Origin of the sequence: Aeromonas sobria (assembly GCF_006243315.1) — a bacterium.
In the GTDB taxonomy this organism is placed as follows: Bacteria; Pseudomonadota; Gammaproteobacteria; order Enterobacterales; family Aeromonadaceae; genus Aeromonas; species Aeromonas sobria_A.
In genome coordinates, this window is sequence record NZ_NKWE01000042.1 from 41443 (window position 1) to 63939 (window position 22497).

General features: G+C 61.3%; 19 protein-coding genes. 11 read left to right on the forward strand and 8 right to left on the reverse strand.

Annotation, left to right across the window (positions count from 1 at the left end; translation table 11 throughout):
* Positions 1-65: 65 nt before the first annotated feature.
* Positions 66-1580, reverse strand: coding sequence for a YifB family Mg chelatase-like AAA ATPase (locus CF137_RS13805; RefSeq protein WP_139719708.1), 1515 nt, complete (start codon positions 1578-1580; stop codon positions 66-68).
* 384 nt (positions 1581-1964) lie between these two features.
* Here CF137_RS13805 and ilvG point away from each other — a divergent pair, with 384 nt between their 5' ends.
* The 5 genes from ilvG (at position 1965) to ilvA (ending at position 8353) form a co-directional block, all read left to right on the forward strand.
* Positions 1965-3611, forward strand: a complete 1647-nt coding sequence (ilvG, locus tag CF137_RS13815; RefSeq protein ID WP_139719710.1) for an acetolactate synthase 2 catalytic subunit — start codon at positions 1965-1967, stop codon at positions 3609-3611.
* Positions 3608-3886: an acetolactate synthase 2 small subunit gene (gene ilvM, locus CF137_RS13820; protein WP_101323319.1), complete on the forward strand. Its 279-nt coding sequence runs from the start codon at positions 3608-3610 to the stop codon at positions 3884-3886. Before ilvG ends, ilvM begins: the two co-directional genes overlap by 4 nt.
* A 12-nt stretch (positions 3887-3898) precedes the next feature.
* Positions 3899-4843 carry a branched-chain amino acid transaminase gene (locus CF137_RS13825; RefSeq protein WP_101323320.1) on the forward strand — a complete coding sequence of 315 codons (945 nt, stop codon included), beginning with the start codon at positions 3899-3901 and terminating at the stop codon, positions 4841-4843.
* Between the two features lie 144 nt (positions 4844-4987).
* On the forward strand, positions 4988-6829 hold the full coding sequence (ilvD, locus tag CF137_RS13830) for a dihydroxy-acid dehydratase (RefSeq protein WP_139719712.1): 1842 nt from the start codon (positions 4988-4990) through the stop codon (positions 6827-6829).
* 3 nt (positions 6830-6832) lie between these two features.
* Positions 6833-8353: a threonine ammonia-lyase, biosynthetic gene (ilvA, locus tag CF137_RS13835; protein WP_101323322.1), complete on the forward strand. Its 1521-nt coding sequence runs from the start codon at positions 6833-6835 to the stop codon at positions 8351-8353.
* Between the two features lie 42 nt (positions 8354-8395).
* Here ilvA and CF137_RS13840 read toward each other — a convergent pair whose 3' ends face one another.
* The gene (locus CF137_RS13840) at positions 8396-8848 is read right to left on the reverse strand and encodes an HPP family protein (protein WP_139719752.1); all 453 of its coding nucleotides are present in this window, start codon (positions 8846-8848) and stop codon (positions 8396-8398) included.
* Positions 8849-8924: 76 nt separating this feature from the next.
* Between CF137_RS13840 and CF137_RS13845 the strand changes: the two genes are divergently transcribed.
* Both CF137_RS13845 and ompA read left to right on the forward strand, forming a co-directional pair.
* Positions 8925-9491, forward strand: a complete 567-nt coding sequence (locus CF137_RS13845; RefSeq protein WP_139719714.1) for a TetR/AcrR family transcriptional regulator — start codon at positions 8925-8927, stop codon at positions 9489-9491.
* A 124-nt stretch (positions 9492-9615) separates the two neighbouring features.
* The gene (gene ompA / locus CF137_RS13850) at positions 9616-10755 is read left to right on the forward strand and encodes a porin OmpA (protein ID WP_139719716.1); all 1140 of its coding nucleotides are present in this window, start codon (positions 9616-9618) and stop codon (positions 10753-10755) included.
* A 79-nt stretch (positions 10756-10834) separates the two neighbouring features.
* On the opposite strand, the gene CF137_RS13855 is transcribed toward ompA, so the two are convergent.
* The 6 genes from CF137_RS13855 to CF137_RS13880 all read right to left on the reverse strand — a co-directional run bounded on the left by CF137_RS13855 (position 10835) and on the right by CF137_RS13880 (position 17346).
* A complete protein-coding gene (locus tag CF137_RS13855; protein ID WP_193556571.1) occupies positions 10835-11944 on the reverse strand; it encodes a YeeE/YedE thiosulfate transporter family protein in 1110 nt (369 codons plus the stop codon).
* 123 nt (positions 11945-12067) lie between these two features.
* The gene (locus tag CF137_RS13860; RefSeq protein ID WP_139719718.1) at positions 12068-13687 is read right to left on the reverse strand and encodes a methyl-accepting chemotaxis protein; all 1620 of its coding nucleotides are present in this window, start codon (positions 13685-13687) and stop codon (positions 12068-12070) included.
* Positions 13688-13862: 175 nt separating this feature from the next.
* A complete protein-coding gene (gene rarD / locus CF137_RS13865) occupies positions 13863-14759 on the reverse strand; it encodes an EamA family transporter RarD (protein WP_139719721.1) in 897 nt (298 codons plus the stop codon).
* A gap of 125 nt (positions 14760-14884) precedes the next feature.
* Positions 14885-15055, reverse strand: coding sequence for a hypothetical protein (locus CF137_RS22120; RefSeq protein ID WP_005341999.1), 171 nt, complete (start codon positions 15053-15055; stop codon positions 14885-14887).
* 126 nt (positions 15056-15181) lie between these two features.
* Positions 15182-16678 (reverse strand): aldehyde dehydrogenase, encoded by a 1497-nt coding sequence (locus CF137_RS13875; protein WP_139719723.1) that lies wholly within the window; start codon positions 16676-16678, stop codon positions 15182-15184.
* A gap of 125 nt (positions 16679-16803) precedes the next feature.
* Positions 16804-17346: a cupin domain-containing protein gene (locus tag CF137_RS13880; RefSeq protein ID WP_068978255.1), complete on the reverse strand. Its 543-nt coding sequence runs from the start codon at positions 17344-17346 to the stop codon at positions 16804-16806.
* 186 nt (positions 17347-17532) lie between these two features.
* Here CF137_RS13880 and aptA point away from each other — a divergent pair, with 186 nt between their 5' ends.
* The 4 genes from aptA to CF137_RS13900 all read left to right on the forward strand — a co-directional run bounded on the left by aptA (position 17533) and on the right by CF137_RS13900 (position 22418).
* Positions 17533-18864, forward strand: coding sequence for an omega-aminotransferase AptA (aptA, locus tag CF137_RS13885; RefSeq protein WP_139719725.1), 1332 nt, complete (start codon positions 17533-17535; stop codon positions 18862-18864).
* A 91-nt stretch (positions 18865-18955) separates the two neighbouring features.
* Entirely contained in the window at positions 18956-20452 is a 1497-nt protein-coding gene (locus CF137_RS13890; protein WP_139719727.1) for a CoA-acylating methylmalonate-semialdehyde dehydrogenase, read from the forward strand.
* A gap of 84 nt (positions 20453-20536) precedes the next feature.
* The gene (locus CF137_RS13895) at positions 20537-21265 is read left to right on the forward strand and encodes a glutamine amidotransferase-related protein (protein WP_101318498.1); all 729 of its coding nucleotides are present in this window, start codon (positions 20537-20539) and stop codon (positions 21263-21265) included.
* Between the two features lie 181 nt (positions 21266-21446).
* Positions 21447-22418 (forward strand): LysR substrate-binding domain-containing protein, encoded by a 972-nt coding sequence (locus CF137_RS13900; protein ID WP_139719756.1) that lies wholly within the window; start codon positions 21447-21449, stop codon positions 22416-22418.
* The last annotated feature ends 79 nt before the right edge of the window (positions 22419-22497 follow it).

Here is a 22497-nt window from a genome sequence, read left to right on the forward strand (position 1 = left end):
TGGCGCGCTAGACCATGCAGAGGGCGTTTGGCAGCAGGAAACCCTCGTTTCGTCATCTTGCAGCTTCAGCCGTTACGTAGCCGCGACAGCAGCCGATCCATGGCGCGATAACCGAGCGCCTCGATAAGATGCTCCTTGCCGATGGCCGGTTGCCCCGCCAGATCGGCGATGGTGCGCGACACCCGCAAAATGCGGTGCCAGGCCCGGATGCTGAGCCCCAGCTTCTGGATGGCGTTTTCCAAAAATTCGGCATCTTGTGGCGATAGTCGGCAAATATCTTCTATCTCGCGACTATCCAGCAGATTGTTGAGTTTGCCGTTACGGCCAAGCATGCGCTCCCGCGCCGCCAGTACCCGATCGCGGATCTGCTGGCTCGACTCTCCCCGCTCCGCCTTGCCGGTCAGGCTCCCCTTGGGCAGCAGTGGCACCTCTACTGTCAGATCGAACCGGTCGAGAAAGGGGCCGGAGAGCTTGCCGAGGTAGCGCAGGATCTGATCCGGGCTGGAGCGGGTCTGGCCGTCGCCATAGTGGCCACAGGGGCTGGGGTTCATGGCGCCCACCAGCTGGAAGCGGGCGGGAAAATCCACCTGACGGGCGGCCCGACTGATGGTGATGTGGCCCGTCTCCAGCGGTTCGCGCAGGGAATCGAGTACCTTGCGTTCGAACTCCGGCAGCTCGTCGAGAAACAGTACCCCATTGTGGGCCAACGAAATTTCGCCGGGTCTTGGGTGGCTGCCGCCTCCCACCAGCGCCACCGCCGAGGCGCTGTGGTGGGGCGTGCGATAGGGTCTGTGGTGCCAGCGTCCGGCGCGCGGGGTCAGGCCACCGATGGAGTGGATGGCGGCAGTCTGCTGCGCTTCCTGTTCGCTCAAGGGCGGCAGAATGCCGGGCAGGCGGCTCGCCAGCATGCTCTTGCCGGTGCCGGGCGGGCCGATGAACAGCAGGTTGTGACTGCCGGCGGCGGCGATCTCCAGCGCCCGCTTGGCCTGTGACTGGCCGATCACATCTTGCAGATCCGGCACGTCGGGCAGGCTCTCCGCGCTTTGGGGATCAGGCAGTGGCAGCTCGTACTGGCCTGCCAGCCAGGCGGTGACGGCCAGTAGCTGGTGGGCGGTGCGCACCTCCGCATCCTGAATGAGGGAGGCCTCCGGGCCGTTCTCTCGTGGCACCAGCAGGGTGCGTCCCGCATCGCGGCAGGCGAGCACCGCGGGCAGCACTCCAAGCACGGGACGGATCTCGCCGGTCAGGGCCAACTCCCCCAAAAATTCATGATCGAGCAGGTATTTTGCCGGTATCTGCTTGGAAGCGGCGAGAATGCCGATGGCGATGGCCAGATCGAAACGGCCGCCCTCCTTGGGCAGATCGGCGGGGGCCAGATTGACCGTGATGTGTTTGCTCGGGAACTCGAAATTACCGTTGAGCAGAGCGCTGCGCACCCGATCCCGCGACTCTTTCACCGAGGTTTCCGGCAGGCCGACCATGTTGAAGGCGGGCAGGCCGTTGGAGAGGTGAACTTCCACTGTAACTTGCGGGGCCGCGATCCCGAGGCTGGCACGGCTATAAACCACAGCTAATGACATAAATCCCGTCCTTGAGTTGATATATGTTCTGACTAACTGCTTTTTGTTGGTTTTTTATTCCAGAGTTCCGGCTGGGGAATAGCCAAAATCAGTGGGTTGTCACAGAAAAAATCCTTGCCCAATAAAAATCACCGTGCTAGTTCTAATAGCCATTCGCGGTGCAAACCGCCCCAATTTCACAGGATTTCCGGTTGTAACTATGAACATGGCCTCCCGTTTCGTCAGCATTATTGTGGTCCTAGTGGTGATTATTATCTCACCGCTCGGGGCTCGTTTAGCTGCACGGAACAAGGGATAGACCCACCACCGGACAGAACGAAACAAGCGACCCCCGAGCCTCACAGCTCGGGGGTTTTTTTTCGACCAAAGGACAGGATTCTCCACATGAACGGCGCGCAGTTTTTGGTACAGGCTCTCAAGAAACAGGGTGTGACCCAGGTGTTTGGTTACCCGGGCGGGGCCATCATGCCGGTCTACGATGCCCTGTATGACGGTGGTCTGGCCCATCAGCTCTGCCGCCACGAGCAGGGCGCCGCCATGGCGGCGGTCGGTTATGCCCGCGCCTCCGGTCAGGTGGGGGTCTGCATCGCCACCTCCGGCCCCGGTGCCACCAATCTGGTGACCGGTTTGGCGGAGGCGCTGCTTGATTCCGTGCCGCTGGTGGCCATCAGTGGACAGGTGCCCTGTTCCGCCATCGGCACCGATGCGTTTCAGGAGGTCGATGTGCTCGGCATGTCCCTCTCCTGCACCAAGCACTCCTTCATGGTGACGGATGTGGCGGATCTGCCGCAGGTTATCGCCGATGCCTTTGCTATCGCCAGCGAGGGGCGTCCGGGGCCGGTATTGATCGATCTGCCCAAGGATGTGCAGCTGGCCGCCGTGACTACCCAGAGCCCGCTGTTTGCGGTGGCAGAGCCAGAAGCGCTCAATCCTTCAGAATTGGCCGCTGCCCGCACCTTGCTGGCTGCTGCCGAGCGCCCGCTGCTCTACGTCGGTGGCGGGGTGGGCATGGCCAATGCCGAGCAGCAGTTGCGCGACTTTGCCGCCGTCACCGGCATGCCTGCGGTCACCACCCTCAAGGGGATTGGTGCGCTCGACCCCGACAGCCCCGTTTATCTCGGCATGCTCGGTATGCACGGCACCAAGGCCGCCAACTACGCGGTGCAGCAGTGCGACCTGCTAGTGGTGGTCGGTGCCCGTTTCGACGACAGGGTGACCGGCAAGCTGGAGGAGTTCGCCCCCGAGGCGAAAGTGATCCATCTGGATGTGGATGCTGCCGAGTTCGGCAAGCGCCGCGCCGCCGAGGTGGGCATCACCACGGATCTCAAGCGGGTGTTGCCCGCCCTCGCCATGTCCCTCTCCATTGACCCCTGGCGTGAACACTGCGCCGCCATGGCCCGCGAATATGCGTTTCGCTACGACCACCCGGGGCAGGCCATCTATGCGCCGGCGCTGCTCAAACAGCTATCCGCCAAGCTGCCGGAGAGCAGCGTGGTGGCCTGCGACGTGGGTCAGCACCAGATGTGGGTAGCCCAGCACATGCGCTTCACCAGCCCGCGCAACCACCTCTCCAGTGCCGGTCTTGGCACCATGGGCTTCGGTCTGCCCGCCGCCATCGGCGCCAAGATGTCGCGCCCGCAGGATGAAGTGGTGCTGGTGAGCGGTGATGGCTCTTTCATGATGAATGTGCAGGAGCTCGGCACCATCCGCCGCGCCCAGCTCAAGGTGAAGATGGTGCTGCTGGATAACCAGCGCCTCGGCATGGTGCGTCAGTGGCAGGAGCTGTTCTTCGACGGCCGCTACAGCGAGACCATCCTCTCCGACAACCCCGATTTCGTCGCGCTGGCTGCCGCCTTCGGCATTCCGGGCGAGACCATCACATGCAAGGAGCAGATAGCCGGTGCCCTCGACCGCCTGCTGAAGAGCGAAAGCGCCTATCTGTTGCATGTGGCTATTTCAGAGGAAGAAAACGTCTGGCCCCTGGTTCCGCCGGGAGTCGCCAACCACAAGATGATGGAGCAACGCCCATGAACCCGCACACCCTTGCACAGCCAGCATTTGCACAGCACACCCTGCATATCCACGCCCAGCCCAGGCCCGAAGTGATGGAGCGGGTGCTGCGGGTGGTGCGTCACCGCGGCTTCAATCTCTGCGCCTTGAATATGGAGCAGGATTGCCAACAGCTGCGGATCACGGTTACTGTCGAGTCGGCGCGTCCTATCCAACAGTTGTGGAGCCAGCTGGTGAAGCTGGTGGACGTCTCCCGGGTCGATGCACTGGAACAGCAACCCCGGATCAGAGCTTAAGGAGCAAAGCCAATGTCACAGCCTTCCCAATCAGCCACTCACCCACAATACATCTGGTTCAACGGCAAACTGGTGCCCTGGCAAGATGCCCAGGTACACGTCATGAGCCACGCCCTGCACTACGGCTCCTCGGTGTTCGAGGGTGTGCGCGCCTACGATACCCCCAAGGGCACCTGTATCTTCCGCCTGCAGGAGCACACCCGCCGCCTGTTCGACTCCGCCAAGATCTACTGGATGGATGTGCCCTACAGCGAGTCTGACGTGAATGAAGCCTGCCGCACCGTGGTGCGCGAGAACGGCCTGAAGAGCGGCTATCTGCGCCCGCTGGCCTTTGTCGGCAACGTGGGGCTGGGGCTGCATCCGCCGCTGGATGCCAAGGCCGACCTGATGGTGGCCGCCCTGCCGTGGGGCGCCTATCTGGGTGAAGAGGGGCTGAAAAACGGGGTGGATGTCTGCGTCACCTCCTGGAGCCGGCTTGCTCCCAATACCATTCCCACCGGCGCCAAGGCGGGCGGCAACTACCTCTCTTCCCAACTGATCAGCCGTGAGGCCAAACGCAACGGCTTTGCCGAGGGGTTGGCACTGGATGTGAACGGCTATCTGAGCGAAGGGGCGGGGGAGAACCTGTTTCTGGTGAAGAATGGCGTGCTGTTCACCCCGCCTGCCACCGCGGCCATCCTGCCCGGCATCACCCGCGACACCATCATGACGCTGGCTCGTGATCTGGGTTACGAGGTGCGTGAGCAGGCGCTGCCCCGCGAGGCGCTCTACGTGGCGGACGAGATCTTCATGACCGGCACCGCCGCCGAAGTGACCCCGGTGCGTTCCGTTGATCGGATGAAGGTGGGCGCTGGCAGCCGTGGCCCGGTGACCGAGCAACTGCAAAACGCCTTTTTCGGCCTATTCAATGGCCAGACCGAGGACAAGTGGGGCTGGTTGACGCCAGTTAACGACTGATGAGAGAGGGGAGGTGATGTGCCTCCCCGAGTCGCTTCTGGTGAGAGCTTCCCAGAGGAGCCTTCACCAGGATCGATTCCGATCCACTCGTATCATCACCGCATAACGCATCGAGCCCATATGGGCATTCAGGGAGTAGAGACAATGCCGAAGTTGAGATCCGCCACCACCACCCACGGACGTAACATGGCCGGGGCCCGCGCCCTGTGGCGTGCCACCGGAATGACTGATCAGGATTTTGGCAAGCCCATCATCGCCGTGGTCAACTCCTTCACCCAGTTTGTACCGGGCCACGTCCACCTCAAGGATCTGGGCCAGCTGGTGGCGCGGGAAATTGAAGCCGCGGGTGGCGTTGCCAAGGAGTTCAACACCATAGCCGTGGATGACGGCATCGCCATGGGCCACGGCGGCATGCTTTACTCCCTGCCATCGCGGGAGCTGATCGCCGACTCGGTGGAGTACATGGTCAACGCCCACTGCGCCGATGCCATGGTCTGCATCTCCAACTGCGACAAGATCACCCCAGGGATGCTGATGGCGGCTCTGCGTATCAATATCCCGGTCATTTTCGTCTCCGGCGGCCCGATGGAAGCGGGCAAGACCAAGCTCTCCGACCAGATCATCAAGCTGGATCTGGTGGACGCCATGATCCAGGGCGCCGATCCCAAGGTCTCCGACGCCCAGAGCGATCAGATCGAGCGCAGCGCTTGCCCCACCTGCGGCTCCTGCTCCGGCATGTTTACCGCCAACTCCATGAACTGTCTGACCGAGGCGCTTGGCCTCTCCCAGCCGGGTAACGGCTCCATGCTGGCGACTCACAGCGATCGCGAGCAGCTGTTCAAGCTGGCGGGCCAGCGCATCGTGACGCTGGCCAAGCGCTGGTATGAGCAGGATGACGAGAGTGCCCTGCCGCGCAATATCGCCAACAAGGCAGCGTTCGAAAACGCCATGGCGCTGGATATCGCCATGGGCGGCTCCACCAATACCGTGTTGCACCTGCTGGCGGCGGCGCAGGAGGCTGGGGTGGACTTCACCATGGCCGATATCGATCGCATGTCGCGCAAGGTGCCGCAGCTGTGCAAGGTGGCGCCCTCCACCCAGAAGTACCACATGGAAGATGTGCACCGCGCCGGTGGTGTGGTCGCCATTTTGGGTCAGCTGGAAAAAGCGGGTCTGGTGCATGGCGATACCCGTACCGTGCTGGGTTGTTCGCTGGCCGAGCAGCTCGATGAATATGATGTCAGCCGCCAGCCGAGTCAGGCGGTGGTGGACTTCTACCGCGCTGGCCCAGCTGGCATCCGCACCACCAAGGCCTTCAGCCAGAATTGCCGTTGGGATGAGCTGGATGTGGATCGCGCCGGGGGCTGCATCCGCTCGCTGGAGCACGCTTACAGTCTGGAAGGGGGCCTTGCGGTACTTTCCGGCAATCTGGCCCTTGATGGTGCCATCGTAAAAACGGCCGGGGTGGATGACGAGAACCTCACCTTCCGCGGCCCGGCCCGGGTGTTCGAGAGTCAGGATACGGCGGTCGCCGGCATTCTGGACGGCACGGTCAAGGCCGGTGAGGTGGTGGTGATCCGCTATGAGGGGCCAAAAGGGGGCCCCGGTATGCAGGAGATGCTCTACCCCACCACCTATCTGAAATCCATGGGATTGGGCAAGCAGTGCGCCCTGATCACCGATGGCCGCTTCTCCGGCGGTACTTCGGGTCTCTCCATCGGCCACGTATCACCAGAAGCGGCCTCTGGCGGCACTATCGGTCTGGTGGAGGATGGCGACATCATCAGCATCAACATCCCGGCCCGCAGCATGGTGCTGGAGGTGGCCGACAGCGTGCTGGCCGCCCGCCGCGTTGCCGTCGAAGCCCGTGGCTGGAAGCCGCTCGATCGCCAGCGTCAGGTCTCCTTTGCCCTGCGCGCCTACGCCATGCTCGCCACCAGCGCTGACAAGGGCGCGGTGCGTGACCGCAGCAAGCTGGAGGAGTAAACCATGGTCTCTGCGGCTGATTATCTGCGCAAGGTGTTGCTCTCCCCCGTCTATGAGGCGGCGCGGGTGACCCCCTTGCAGACGCTTAAGAAATTGTCCGAGCGGCTCGGCAATCACGTCAGTCTGAAGCGGGAGGATCTGCAACCGGTTCACTCCTTCAAGCTGCGCGGCGCCTATCACAAGATTGCCACCCTGACTCAGGAACAGAAGGATCACGGCGTTATCGCCGCCTCTGCGGGCAACCATGCGCAGGGGGTCGCCCTGTCTGCCGCCAAGCTCGGCATCAAGGCGATCATAGTGATGCCCAACACCACGCCGGACATCAAGATCGACGCAGTGCGCCGTCAGGGCGGTAACGTCATGCTGTTTGGCAACAGCTTCGACGAGGCCTATGCCGAGAGCCGCCGCCTCGCCGAACTGGAGGGCTATACCCTGATCCCTCCATTCGACGATGTCGAGGTGATAGCCGGGCAGGGCACCATCGGCAAGGAGCTGCTGGATCAGGACATCCACCTTACCCACGTCTTCGTGCCGGTGGGGGGCGGCGGTCTGGCCGCCGGGGTAGCGGTCTACATCAAGCAACTGCTGCCGGATGTGAAGGTGATCGGGGTGGAGGCGGAGGGCTCCGCTTGCCTCAAGGCGGCCATGGCGGCGGGCGAGCCGGTCAATCTGGAGCGCGTCTCGCTGTTTGCCGACGGGGTGGCGGTCAGGCGCATCGGCGAGGAGACGTTTCGGCTGTGCAACCAGTATCTGGACGAGGTGGTGACCGTCTCCAACGATCAGATCTGCGCCGCACTGAAAGATATCTTCGACGACTGCCGCGCCATCGCCGAGCCATCGGGGGCCCTGTCGTTGGCGGGGCTCAAGGCCTACAGCGAGCGGGAGCAGGTCAAAGGGGGGCGGATGGCGGCCATTCTGTCGGGTGCCAACGTCAACTTCCACAGCCTGCGCTACGTGTCGGAGCGCTGCGAGATCGGCGAGAAGCGCGAGGGCATGCTGGCGGTGACTATCCCCGAGCGCAAAGGGGCCTTCCTCGACTTCTGCCGTCAGCTTGGGCCCCGCATGGTGACCGAGTTCAACTACCGCTATTCAGATGCGGTGCAGGCGTCGCTGTTCGTCTCGGTGCGTCTCACCGGCGGCGACCAGGAGCTGGGCCAGATCATCGATCAACTCGGCGGCAACGGCTATCCGGTGGTCAACATGACCGAGAGCGAGCTGGCCAAAAACCACGTACGCTACATGATTGGCGGCCGCCCGGCCCGGCCTTTGGGTGAGCGTCTCTACAGCTTCAAGTTTCCGGAGCAGCCGGGCGCCCTGATGCGCTTTCTCGAGACCCTCGGCTGTCGCTGGAACATCAGTCTGTTCCACTACCGCAACCACGGCGCCGACTACGGGCGGGTGCTCTGTGCCTTCGAACTGCCGGACGAGGATATCGCCGCCTTCCACGACTACCTGCGGGAGATTGGCTACCGTTGGAAAGAGGTGAGCGACGATCCCGCCTACCGGCTGTTTCTGGCCAGTTGATGGGGATGAAGAGAGAGGGAGGCTGTGGCCTCCCTCTGTTTTTCAGGCTGTTGCTAGCCACCTTCGTCTGAGCCATTGAAATCCGTTGGCCAGCACCATTAGCAGCAAAGTACCGGGCAGTACTGTCTGCCACAGGAACGCCGGCTCTTGTCCTGTCATCAGGATCAGCAAGGGATTGGCGCCTGCCGGAGGGTGGATGACATTCAGTCCCTGCATCAGGGCGATGGCCAGCCCGGTTGCCAGAGCCATCTGCACTTCAACGGGGAGGGGAAGCAAGCCGATGAGCAGCCCGATGCTGGCCGTCAGCAGGTGACCACCCAGCACGTTTTTGGGGCGCGCCAGTGGACTATCGGGCAGGGAAAACAGCAACACGCAGCTGGCCCCGAAAGGTGCCATTATCAGCGCCACCTGCCAGCTCAGATTGAGCCATTCCAATATGCCGATGGTGAGTGCAGCGCCCACGCCTGCCCATAATGGGCCATACCATTTTGTCATCATGTTTTCCTCTTGGTTTGCCAGCACTGATTAGGCACATTAGGTAGACAGATCGGTGTACTTCAAGAGGAAAATCATGAGCGAGAAGCGTCAACAGCTGGTGGCGACGGCCTACCGTCTGTTCAACCGTCATGGCTTCCATGCCACCGGCATAGATCGCATCTGGGCCGAAGCGGGCAGTACCAAACGCACCCTCTATCGCCACTTCCCGACCAAGGATGCCTTGATTGAGGAGGTGCTGCTCGCGCGTGACCGGGAGTTCTTCGCCCTGCTTGAGCAGCGGCTGGCCGGCGTGACCGGACGCGAGGCTCGCCTGCAGGGGCTGTTCGATGGTTTCGCAGAGTGGTTTGGCCGCTCTGATTTCTATGGCTGTAACTTCATCAACGCCAGCGCCGAGTTTGCCGAGCCGCGCCATCCGGTGCGCAAGCTGGTGATGGCGCACAAGCAGGCGTTGCTGAGCTGGGTGATGACCCAGCTCGAGTGCTCTCTGGCTCAGGCGACCGGGCTTTGCCTGTTGCTGGAGGGGGCGATTGTGATGGCTCACAGCTATCAGCAGCCGCTGGCTCTGGAGCAGGCCAGAATGCTGGCAAAGAGCATTTTGGCCGACGATGCCGTGATAATGCTGGCCGCTTCACACTCCTGAGCTGCTGGTCATTTGAGGCTGCGTTCGGATGGGATACTCTGGAATGCGGGAAGCTGCCTGACGGCTTCACACAGGGAGAGTGCGCACTCAGGCGCCCATAACGACTTATTGCAGAGGCGAAAATATGAATAAATCCATGCTTGCCGTATTGGTCAGTGGTTTGCTGGCGGCCGGGGCCGTGCAGGCCGCCGCGCAGGACAATACGTGGTATGTCGGTGGCAAGGCCGGTTGGTCCAATTACTATGGCGTTGATTACAACCAACAAGTTAAGGATGTAGTCGATTTTGTATCACCCAGTGATAAACAAAGTGATCTCGGTTTGGGTGGTTTTGTCGGCTATCAGCTTAATCAGAACTTGGGTTTTGAGTTGGGTTATGACTGGCTTGGTAAGTACCAGCTTGATAAAACTGCGTCCTTGGGAACCCTGTCTGCCGGGTTGCATGGCGAAGCTAAAGCGCAAATGATACAGGCCACCATGAAGATTAGTTTCCCTGCTACATCTGTATTGGATGTCTATGGTCGCTTGGGCGGCGCGTATGCCTGGACGGAGAGCTCTTATTCCGGTTGGTATAAAGATTCCGCTGCTCCAGCCAACGATGCTTCATTTGACAATAATGGACACAAATACCATGGAGCTGCGTTTGTTGGCGCACTTGGTGTTGAATATGCCATCGATAAAGACTGGGCTGCTCGCCTTGAATACCAATACACCACCCCGTTGGGCAGCACATCTGAAGATCGTTCCGGTATAGAAATGGATAATGGTCTGCTCTCTGTTGGCATGCTCTATCGCTTCGGTCAGCAAGGTGGCGAGGTTGTCGTGCCTGCGCCGGCACCAGCAGTTGAACCAGCTCCGGTAGCCGTGGTTGAGCCCAAGACCTTCAGTTTGAGTTCCGATGTGCTGTTCGAGTTCAACAAGGCGACCCTGAAGCCTTCGGCCAATCAGGCGCTCGACGCCCTGTTCAGCCAGATTGTGGCGGCCAATCCGAAGGATGGCGTCGCGACTGTCATCGGTTATACCGACCGCATTGGCTCCGACAACTACAACCTGGCCCTCTCCGAAAAACGGGCCCAGAGCGTGGCCAGCTATCTGGTCTCCAAAGGCTTGTATGCCGACAAGGTGCGGGTCGAGGGGCGTGGCAAGGCCAATCCGGTCACTGGCAGCAACTGCGCCAGCAACTCCAAGCAGGAGTTGATCGCCTGTCTGGCACCGGATCGCCGGGTGGAGATCAATCTGGAAGGGGTCTCCCAGCCAGTCCAATAAGCAGGGCGACGGGATCGATAAATACAACAACGGGAGGCCTGGCCTCCCGTTTTCTATGGTGCGTTTGCGATATCGCGTGTCAGAGCCCGAACAGCGGGCGCAGGCGAATGCCGATCAGGCTGCCTGCCAGTGCCATCAGCATCCAGACCCAGCCGTGCAGGCTGCCAGACGCAGTGCCATCGAAGAAACCGCCGAGGTTGCAGGCGGCGTACATGGCCCCCATCCCCATCAACAGGCCGCCGATGATGGATGCCAGACTGTTACCGAGTCGCATCGGGGCGAAGTTGCCACCCCCGCTGATGCAGCGCGCCAGCATGGCCCCCAGAATGCCAAGCCAGAACATACCGACCATGGGGTTGATAAAGAGCGGCTGGGCCAGTTTCGGGTTCCCCTCGAACAGGCCAAACAGGGAGGCGCCGCGCAACGCCATGTCATAGACGGCGCCGGTAATGGTCCAGGCCGAGCCGTGCAGGGCGACCACGGTCGAGTTGAGCACCGCGATGATGATGCCACCGGTCAGCACGGTGAAGCGGCCATCGCGCCAGAACAGGTTGCCGCCGCTGAAGAGGGGCTTGAGTTCGCCGGTGCGTTTGAGCTCGCTGTTGCGAAACAGCAGGAACAACACGGCGACCAGCGCCAGGTTGAGCAGCATGCCGCTCCAGATATTGCCGGTCAGGTCTTTGGCCAATACCACATGGCTGGAGAAGGTGGCGGTCAGTTCTGGCCGGAACTGGTTGCTGATGAGGGTGCCGATGCCGTAGCAGATCAGCACCAGCCAGAAGCGGGGTTGCCCCTCGCCACAGCAGTAGAGAGTACCGGTGGCGCAGACGCCCGCCAGTTGCATGCCGATGCCAAACAGGAAGGCACCGCCGATGAAAGGAATGCCGATAGCCATCACGTTGCCCACCATGGCATCGCCAAACAGGGCGTGGCTAAAGGAGAGGAAGCAGGTGAACAGCAGAATTTCGATGGCGATGGTGAGCAGGTGAACCCGCACGTAGTAGCTGTTGCGCTTGGTCAGCATTTCGCGCCAACCGAAGACGATGCCGAAGCGGCTGAAGGAGAGGGTGAAGCCGAAGCCGAATCCGATCAGGGCCATCAGAGCCCATTTCATACCAAAGGTGTTGCCAAGCCAGAGTAACGCTCCCCCCGCGAGTGCCACGATGGGGAGCGACCATTTTCGATTCATGTCAGTTGATCCTTGCAATTGGTTTTTTAGAGGGGCGGATCCTATTCCCTCATGGAGTCCAATGCTACCCATTTTGCCAACGCAGCGGAAAATGGGGGCGCTGACTCCCGTCATCGCCGCAGATCAGTGGTGGGTGGTGTCGAGATGGAAATGGTGAGTCTGCTTGGTCAGGATGCGGGCATGCTGGGCGACCATGGTCGCCTCTTCGGCGGCGTGGCTGGCGCTCTGGTTGACCTCGGCCGCCAGCCGGGACATCTCACCGACCTGATGATTAATCCCCTGAATGAGGCGGGTCTCATCGCTCATCAGCTGATCGACCTGAGCGATGCGCTGGTTGATCTCCTCGCAGCTCTGGCCGATCCGGGCGACGCTCTGGCGAGCTGTCATCGCGTGGGCGACCGCCTGTTCGACCCGGGCCAGCTCGGCATCCATCTCGCTGGCGGCGCGCAGGCTGACATCCTGGATCTTGCCGATGATGGTGTTGATCTCGGTGGTGGCGCTACCGGTACGGGTCGCCAGCGAGCGGACCTCATCGGCCACCACGGCAAAACCGCGCCCCTGTTCGCCCGCTCGGGCGGCTTCGATGGCGGCGTTGAGCGCCAGTAGATTGGTCTGTTCCGCAATGCCGTGGATAGCGCCCGCCAGCCCGGCAATTTGCTGCGAGAGTCCGGTCAGATCCGAAATGGTGCGAGATACCCGCTTCACCCCCGCCGCTTGCTCCTCGATCACCTGTTCAACGGTGTGCATGGCGTGCGTGGCTTCTTGTGCGCGGGTGGCGGACTGCAGGGTTTGCTCCCCCACTTGATGCAGCTGGCTACCCGCCTGCTCGATGGCGTGGGTGAGTTGCTCTATGGCTTGTTCAATATGTTGGGCTGCGCCGACCTGTGCCTCACTGTCATTGGCGTGGCGCTGTGCCATGGCTGTCAGGTTGGTGGCGCGATCATCCAGGGTGCTGGCGCTGCGCTGCAGCGATTCCACCAGAGTGGCAAGCTGGTCGCGCATTGCCCCGATCTGGTGGATCAGTTCACCGATGGCATCAAGACCCGGCTCCGGCATAGGGCTGTTTAGCTCTCCTTTGGCGATGGCGGCGGTGGCTTTGCCGGCGGCCAGCAGTCGCTGCAGGGTGGGGCGTCCCAGCCAGAAGATGAGCCCGGCGCCCAGCAGTGCGGCGCACAGCAGCAGGCCATAGCAGAGGCGAGTGGTGTCGGTCAGATGCGTCATCTGGTCGGCGGCATATTGGTTGCCGCTGATGACGGTGGCGTCCACTCCCAGCCGGTGGGCGTTATAGAGGGTGTGCAGGCGCGCGGCAATCGCTCCCGCCTGCGTCAGATCGCCCGCCTTGATGGCGGGGACAAACTTGGCGTTGAGCAGTTGCCAGAACAGCTCCCCCTGTACTTTTTGCTCCCCCAGCAGCAGCTCCCTGAGGGGCTCGTTCAGATTGCTCTCTTGCCAGAAGCGGTTGCGGCTCTCGAACTCTTGCTGCAGCCGGGTGAGGGTTTGCAGCAACGCTTCCCGCTCCTCCGGTTTGGCATGGAGCAGGGTGTAGACCTGCAACTGGGATTCGATGAGGTAGAGGGGCGGCGGCAGAATATCGGCCACCACGTCCTTCCCCTGTCCCATCTGGTCGGCTGCACTCCGGACCGAGTAAAGCCCGAAAAAGCTGATGGAGATCAGCGTGATAATGACCATGATCCCCAGAACCTGGCCAAAAAGCAGGGATCTGTCGTGAATTTGCTTGAGCATGTTGCCTCCATTCGGCTCCGTTCATGGATAGCATAGCTCTCTGTGAGGAGGATATGACTCGGATGTGGCCTTTGGAGCGTCAGGTAGCCGGTTGTCGGCTCTGATGAGCGTCAAGGGGGGCTGGCGGCGCAAAAAAGAACCCCGGCTGATGAGCCGGGGCAGAGGGTCGGTGGCGTTATGCCTGTTTTGGCGCGGCTCTGCCGCTGCGCAGCCCATCCAGACTGAACAGCACCAGCGCGCTCCAGATGCAGGCAAAGGTGAGCAGTTTGTCCATCGCCAGTGCTTCCCCATAGAGGGTGACGGCGAGGATGAACATCAGGCTGGGGCCTATGTACTGGAAGAAGCCCAGGGTGGAGAGCTTGAGCCGGGTCGCGGCGGCGGTGAAGCAGAGCAGGGGGGCCGTGGTGACGGCGCCTGCGGCGATCAGCAGCAGGTTGAGGTGCCAGTCGTTCTGGGTGAGATGGCTGGTCGGACTGTCGGCAAAGCCCCACAGATAGATGGCCGCTGGCGGCAGCATGATCATGGTTTCGATCAGCAGGCCGGTGAGGGCATCGAGGGCCAGTTTTTTGCGCATCAGACCATAGATGGCAAAGCTCGACGCCAGCACCAGCGCAATCCAGGGGAGCGAACCAAAGGCGATGAGCTGGATCGCCACCCCGGCAAAGGCCAGTGCGACGGCCCACCACTGCAGGCGGCGCAGCTTCTCGCTCAGAAACACCATCCCCAGCAACACGTTGAACAGCGGGTTGATGTAGTAGCCGAGGCTGGCATCCAGCATGTGGCCGTTGTTGATGGCCCAGATAAACAGCAGCCAGTTACCGCCGATGGTGATCGAGGTAAACGCCAGGGTCAGCAACACTTTTGGCTGGCGTAGCACCGCTTGCACCTTGTGCCACTGGCGACCAAGCAGGGTCAGCACCATCAGCAAGGCGCAGGACCAGATCATCCGGTGGGTCAGGATCTCGGCGGCCGGGACGGCAGAGAGGGTCTTGAAATAGACAGGGGCTATGCCCCAAAGGGTATAGGCGCACAGGGCGTAGATGACGCCCTGACGCTGGATCTGTTGCGGCATGGGGATGACCTTTACTGAAGCGTTGGATGCGGGAAAACATCGCAAAAAATCAGTGTAGCGATCCTTTTGCGGGGAAAGAAGCGAATAAACGAAGTTTGAGGGGAAGCGAGTGGCTGGCTGGTCAGTCAGCCTTTACCGCGGCGGATCTTGTCGACATCCATCAACAGCCACAACATCAGGGCGATGGCGGAGATCCAGGGGCCCCAGGTCACGTAGGCCTCGCCGTGCCCCAGCACGAAGAACAGCAGGGGCAAACCGATCACCAGAAAAAGTACGCTTCCCAGAAAAAATAGCATTTTTGTCTTTATATTTAACATGTTGGCTTTTTTATCATTATAAGGATTGAGCCCGGTGATGGAAGGCCAAAAATGCAAAAGGGGGATTTCTCCCCCTTTTTGATCCGATAGTGCTGCTTTGTCGTGTTAATCCAGCTGAATCCAGGTGCTTTTCAGCTCGGTGTACTTCTCCAGCGCATGAAGTGACTTGTCGCGACCGTTGCCGGACTGTTTGAAGCCGCCAAACGGCATGGTCATGTCACCACCGTCCCAGTTGTTGACGAACACGGTACCGGCGCGCAGGGCGCGCGAGCCTTTCACCGCCTTGTTGAGATCCGCCGTCCAGATCGCCGCCGCCAGCCCATAGTCGGTGTCGTTGCCCAGCGCAATGGCTTCTTCCAGGGTATCGAAGCCGGTCACCGCCAGCACAGGGCCGAAGATCTCCTCGCGGAAGATGCGCATCTGCGGGGTCACGTCGTCGAAAATGGTGGGTTCGATATAGAAGCCGCCACTCTCCATATTGGTGCGGTTGCCGCCCAGCAGCAGCTTGGCCCCCTCCTGCTTGCCAATCTCGATATAGCGCAGCACCTGCTCCATCTGGATGTGGTCCACCATGGCGCCGATGCGGGTGGCAGGATCGAGCGGGTCGGCCGCAATCCACTCCTTGGCGTGGGCCAGCAGCCGCTCCATAAATTGCGGCTTGATGCTGTTTTGCACCAGTAGGCGAGAGGCGGCGGTACACACCTCGCCCTGGTTGTAGAAGATGGCGCCAGCGGCGCTCTTGGCTGCGGCGTCCAGATCCGGTGCATCCGCCAGTATGATGTTGGGGCTCTTGCCGCCGCACTCCATAAAGGCGCGCTTGAGGTTGGACTTGCCGGAGCACTGCACCAGATGCTTGCCGATCTTGGTGGAGCCGGTGAAGGTGATGCAGTCCACATCCATGTGCATGGCCAGCGCTTCACCCACGGTATGGCCAAAGCCCGGCAACACGTTGAACACCCCATCCGGAATGCCCGCCTCTTTGGCCAGACCCGCGATGCGCAGGGCGGTCAGGGGGGATTTTTCGGAAGGTTTGAGGATCACCGAGTTGCCGGTGGCCAGCGCCGGACCCAGTTTCCAGCAGGCCATCACCAGCGGGAAGTTCCACGGCACTATGGCGGCGATCACCCCGAGCGCCTCGCGGGTCACCAGTGCCAGGGCGGACTCCTCAACCGGGGCGACTTGATCGTAGATCTTGTCAATCGCTTCGGCGTTCCAGGCGATGCAGTTGGCAGCGGCGGGGGCGTCATAGCCCATGGCATCGCCGATGGGTTTACCCATATCCAGCGACTCCAGCAGCGCCAGCTCCACCTTGTTGAGGCGCATCAGCTCGGCGAAGCGCTGCATGATCAGTTTGCGCTGTTTCGGGGCCAGCCCGCTCCAGCGTTTGTCGTTAAAGGCGTCACGGGCGGCCTGCACCGCCAGTTCGGCATCGGCGGCATCGCAGGCAGCCACCTTGGTCAGCAGCTTGCCGTTGGCCGGGTTGATGCAATCGAAGGTGGCGCCATTGACGGCATCCCTATAGCTGCCGTTGATAAAGGCTTGCGAGGGCAGGGTCAGATGGGCGGCCTTGTGTTGCCACTGGGCCAGGGTCAGGTCACTCATGTTCACTCCTTGAACCGGCAAAAGTCAGTTTCCGCGTATCAATATGCTAAACATCCTGCCGCTTGTAAATCCATCTTGTAACAATTCATTAAACATTCGCTCCCTGCCAGACTCGCGTCTGGATGTCAGAAGCTGGCGGGGGTGTTGGCTGAAATCAGCATGCACTCCTGCTCGCCACTATTGCGAAAACGGTGGGGTGTGCGGCTGTCGAAGTAGTAGCCGTCCCCGGCGCCCAGCAGGTAGATCTGTTCGCCCACGGTCACTTCAACTTCGCCCTTGATGACGATGCCGCACTCTTCACCCTCGTGGCTCAGCATGTCGTCGCCGGTGTCGGCGCCCGGTGGCAGTACCTCCTGCAACATGCCGATGGCGCGGTTGGCACGGCTATGCCCGACCAGCCGGTAGCTGATGGGGTGAGTGCCGAGATCCGGCATATCGGCGGCACGGAAGATCACTTCGGTGCTCATTTCGGTCTCTTCGGTGAAGAAGCTGGCCAGCGACATGGGGATGCCTTCCAGCACCTTGCGCAGGGAGGAGACAGAGGGGCTCACCTGATTTTTCTCGATCTGGGAGATAAATCCGTTGGTCACACCGGAGCGCTTGGCCAGCTCGCGCTGAGAGAGGGCTGCCGTGGTGCGAACCGCCTTGAGGCGGTGACCGATATCCATCTATAGACACTCCTTGACTGTTTACTATTATTAAAATTGTGTTAAATATCTTATACCACCCTGTTGATGCGTCTAGCTAGGGGTGGCACCAGACAGGGCGATAACGGGCCCTTTTTTATGGATTCAGGTGTTTAATTTAATAGGCATTGGCCGACAGTTGCTAAACACCTTAAGGATGAGGTGACCATGAAACCGATCAGCGACATCAATACGCCCTCCGACATGTCCGCGTTCTGGATGCCGTTCACCGCCAACCAGCAGTTCAAGGCGACGCCGCGCATCCTGAAGTCGGCAGAGGGGATGTATTATCACTCAGAGGATGGCCGCAAGATACTGGATGGCACAGCCGGACTCTGGTGTTGCAACGCGGGCCATGGTCGGCGCGAGATTGCCGAGGCGGTCTCCCAGCAGATTTCCCACCTCGATTTTGCCCCTACTTTCCAGATGGGCCACCCCCTGCCGTTCGAACTGGCCAACAAACTGGTGGAGATTGCCCCCAAGGGGTTTGGCCACGTCTTCTATACCAACTCCGGCTCAGAGTCGGTCGATACTGCGCTGAAAATCGCGTTGGCCTGGCAGCGGGCCCGCGGTCAGGGCACTCGCACCCGACTGATTGGCCGCGAGCGTGGCTATCACGGGGTCGGCTTTGGCGGCATCTCGGTGGGGGGCATTCCCGGCAACCGCAAGTGGTTCGGCTCCCTGCTGACCGGGGTGGATCATCTGCCGCATACCCTCAACATCGCCAAGAATGCCTTCACCAAAGGGCTGCCCGAGGAGGATGTGGCGCTGGCCGACGAGCTGGAGAAGATCGTCTTCCTGCACGATGCCAGCAATATCGCAGCGGTGATCGTCGAGCCCATCGCCGGCAGTACCGGCGTGCTGATGCCCCCCAAAGGCTACCTCAAGCGGTTGCGGGAGATCTGTACCAAACACGGTATTCTGCTGATTTTTGACGAGGTGATCACCGGTTTCGGTCGTCTCGGCTCCCCCTTTGCGGCACAGGAGTTCGATGTCATACCCGACATGATCACCTGCGCCAAGGGGCTCACCAACGGCGCTATTCCGATGGGGGCGGTGCTGGTGCAGAAGCACATTTATGACGACATGATGGCGGCAGGCAAGGGGGCTATCGAGCTGTTCCACGGCTACACCTACTCGGGCCATCCGGTGGCGGCGGCAGCCGGGCTGGCGACACTCGAGATCTATCGCAACGAGAACCTGCTCAGTCGCGCCGCCGATCTGGCGGGCTACTGGGAGGAGGCGGCGCATTCGCTGAAGGGCTGCAAGCATGTGAAGGATGTGCGCAACTACGGGCTGGTGGCGGGTATCGAGCTGGAATCGATGCCGGATGCGCCGGGCAAGCGCGCCTATGAGGTGTTTGTGCGCTGCTTCGAGAAGGGTCTGCTTATCCGGGTGACCGGCGACATCATAGCTCTGTCGCCACCCCTCATCATCGAACGCAGCCAGATCGACGATCTCTTCACCCTGCTGCAGGATGTCCTGCAGGCACAACCCTAACCCATTTGATGGCCCCGCACTGGCGGGGCCTTGCGTTGGCGCACATCGGCAAGCGCAACGCAGTCACCACATCAGTTATCACGGAGGATACATGACATACAGGGTCAGCAACTTCATCAATGGCCAGCTGCAGGAGAGTCGCAGCGAGCGCCAGGGTGCCATCTTCAATCCCGCCTGCGGCAAGCAGCAGGGGAGCGTCGGGCTGTCGAGCGCCGCCGAGTGTCAGGAGGCGATCGCCATCGCCGAGCGCGCCTTTGCCGACTGGTCGCAAACCCCGCCGCTGGTACGGGCCCGGGTCTTGTTCCGCTTCAAGGAGTTGATGGAGCAGCACAGGGACGAGCTGGCCCAGCTCATCAGCCGCGAGCATGGCAAGGTCTTCTCCGATGCGCAGGGTGAGCTGACCCGTGGGCTGGAGGTGGTGGAGTTTGCCTGCGGCATCCCCCATCTGCTCAAGGGGGAGCACTCCCTCAACGTCGGCCGCGGGGTGGATAGCTACTCCATGATGCAGCCGGTGGGGGTTTGCGCCGGTATCACCCCGTTCAACTTCCCGGCCATGGTGCCGCTCTGGATGTTTCCGGTCGCCATCGCCTGCGGCAATACCTTTATCCTCAAACCCTCCGAGAAGGATCCCTCCCTCTCCCTGCGGATGGCCGAGCTGCTCAAGGAGGCCGGTCTGCCGGACGGCGTGCTCAACGTGGTGAACGGTGACAAGGAGGTGGTGGATGTGCTGCTGACCGACCCGCGAGTGGGTGCCGTGTCGTTTGTCGGCTCCACCCCCATCGCCCAGTACATCTACGCCACCGCCTCGGCCCACGGCAAGCGGGTGCAGGCGCTGGGTGGCGCCAAGAACCATATGCTGGTGATGCCGGATGCGGATCTCGATCAGGCGGTCTCCGCCCTGATGGGGGCCGCTTATGGGGCGGCGGGCGAGCGCTGCATGGCCATTTCGGTGGCGGTGGTGGTGGGTGACGAGACCGCCGATGCGCTGGTGGCCAAGCTGACGCCGCTGGTGGAACAGCTGCGAGTCGGCCCGGGGCTGGGCCAGAGCCCGGAGAACGAGATGGGGCCGCTCATCAGCCGGGAGCATTTGGCCAAGGTGCGCGGTTATGTGGATCAGGGGGTGGCCGAAGGGGCCGCGCTGCGGGTCGATGGCCGCACGCTGAACCACGAGGAGGGTTACTTCATCGGTGGCTGCCTGTTTGACGAGGTGACGCCAGAGATGCGCATCTACCGCGAGGAGATCTTCGGCCCTGTGCTCGCCATCGTGCGGGTGCCGGACTACGAGACGGCGCTGCGGCTCATCAATGAACATGAGTACGGCAACGGCACCGCTATCTTTACCTGTGATGGGGATACCGCGCGGGACTTCACGGCGCGGGTGCAGGTCGGTATGGTAGGGGTGAACGTTCCCATTCCGGTGCCGATGGCGTTTCACAGCTTTGGTGGCTGGAAGCGCTCCATCTTCGGGCCGCTCAACATGCACGGGCCGGACGGGGTTCGCTTCTATACCCGGATGAAGACGGTGACGGCGCGCTGGCCCCAGAGCCTGCGCAGTGGTGCCGAGTTCTCCATGCCGACCATGAAGTGACGCGCTGGCGCGTGCTCATGGCCTAACCTTCTTGCCCCCGCCAGTCGTTGATTGGCGGGGGCGAACTCTGTAAAGGAACAACAGATGCGATTGGGAATTCTCGATTGTGACCGGCTCGATCCCGATCTGGCGGATCGTTTTGGCCCCGTTTACTCCGAGATGTTTATCAGGGGCTTTGCGGCCCTGGCCCCCGAACTGGAATTTCGGGTCTGGTCGGCTCTCGATGGGGAGCTGCCGGAGGATCTGCACGAGTGCGATGCCTGGCTCATCACAGGTTCGCGCCACGATGCCTACAGTGACATCCCCTGGATTCAGGCGCTGCGGGCGTGGATCCGCCAGGCGCACGATGCCGACGTCAAGCTGGCCGGTGTCTGCTTCGGTCATCAAGTGATCGCCCAGGCGTTGGGTGGCGAAGTGGTGAAGTCCACCAAGGGGTGGGGGCTGGGGGTGGCGGTGCATCCCATGCTGGCGGATGCCCCCTGGATGGCGCCGGCGCGGGATCAGATCCGCATTCTGGCCAGCCATCAGGATCAGGTGGCCCTGCTGCCGCCGGGGGCGACCCGACTGGCGGGCAACGATTTTTGCCCCAACTTCATGTTTTTGCAGGGGGATCACATAGTCGCCATTCAGGGGCACCCGGAGTTCTCGGTGGAGTACAACCGGGCGCTGATCGAGCGGCGGCGGGGCCTGTTGCCCGACGAGCGTTACCGGAGCAGCCTCTCTTCGCTGGAGGGAGAGGTGGATTCCGCCACCATGATGCAGTGGCTGCTACAGTTTTTGGGGATTTTGTCGCTGCAGGCTGGCGCGGCCTGAACCCGGTTTGTGGTTTGTCAGCCCCCTCTTCGGGTGCTAGATTCTGTAGCAAAATGAAGGACCAAGCACTGCGATGTCGGGATCGGGTGATACACTGGCCACCCTTTGTGGCGGCCAGTTTGTCTGGCTTGATCGCCGCACCAGTCTGAGCCAACCCCGCCTGAGCACAGAGAGTGAAGCCGTGAAACTACAGCAGTTAAAGTATTTGATCGCGATCCGGGACCACAACCTCAATGTGTCCGTGGCATCTGATGCGCTTTATACCAGTCAGCCCGGGGTCAGCAAACAGATTGGCCTGCTGGAGGGCGAGCTGGGGGTGCGGATCTTCGAGCGCCGCGGCAAGCACCTGCACCGCATTACGCCGGTGGGGGCAGAGATCATCAAGTGTGCCGAGGCGATGCTCAACATCGAGAGCAAGATCAAGGCGATCTCCCGCGAGTATTTGGACCCGACCGTGGGCACCCTCAATATTCACACCACCCACACCATAGCCCGCTATCTGCTGCCCAAGTCGGTCACCTACTTCACCAAGAAGTACCCCAAGATTTCGTTCCACCTCCATCCGGTGATGTCGGCGAGCAAGGAGCAGATCAGCAAGGGTTACTCCGATTTTTCCATCGTTGCCCACGAGATTGGCTGTGACAAGGAGCTTATCGCGCTGCCCGCCTATCTTTGGACCCTCTCGCTGGTGGTACCGCAGGACCACTCGTTGGCCAAGGTGAAGAAGCCGACCCTGGAGCAGCTCTGCCACTACCCGATCCTCAGTTACGAGAGTGGAGCAACCGGTCGGCAGGTGCAGGACGAGGTGTTCCATGCCGCCGGTCTCACCCCGAGCTACTACATGACGGTGATGGATGCCGGGGTGATCAAGCGCTACGTGGAGTTGGGCTTTGGCATCGGCATCATCTCCTCGCTGGTGGCCAATGACACCGATGCACCCGGGCTGGTCTCCATCAATCTGGAGCACCTGTTCAAACCCTGCCCGGCGCAGATCTGTTTCAGCAAGAGCATACTGCTGCAAAACTATATGTATGACTTCATCAGCTCCTTCTCGCCTCACCTCACCAAGGAGGTGATCCAGAGCGTGATGCAGCAGCCGAGTCAGGCGCGCATCGACGAGCTGTTGACGGGGGTGGAGCTGCCCATCTATTGATCCCGATCGGATTCCCGATCGCCGCCGGTTGTCTCTTCTGTCAGGCTGGGCTCTACTCGGGGTTCAGCCTTCTTTTCTG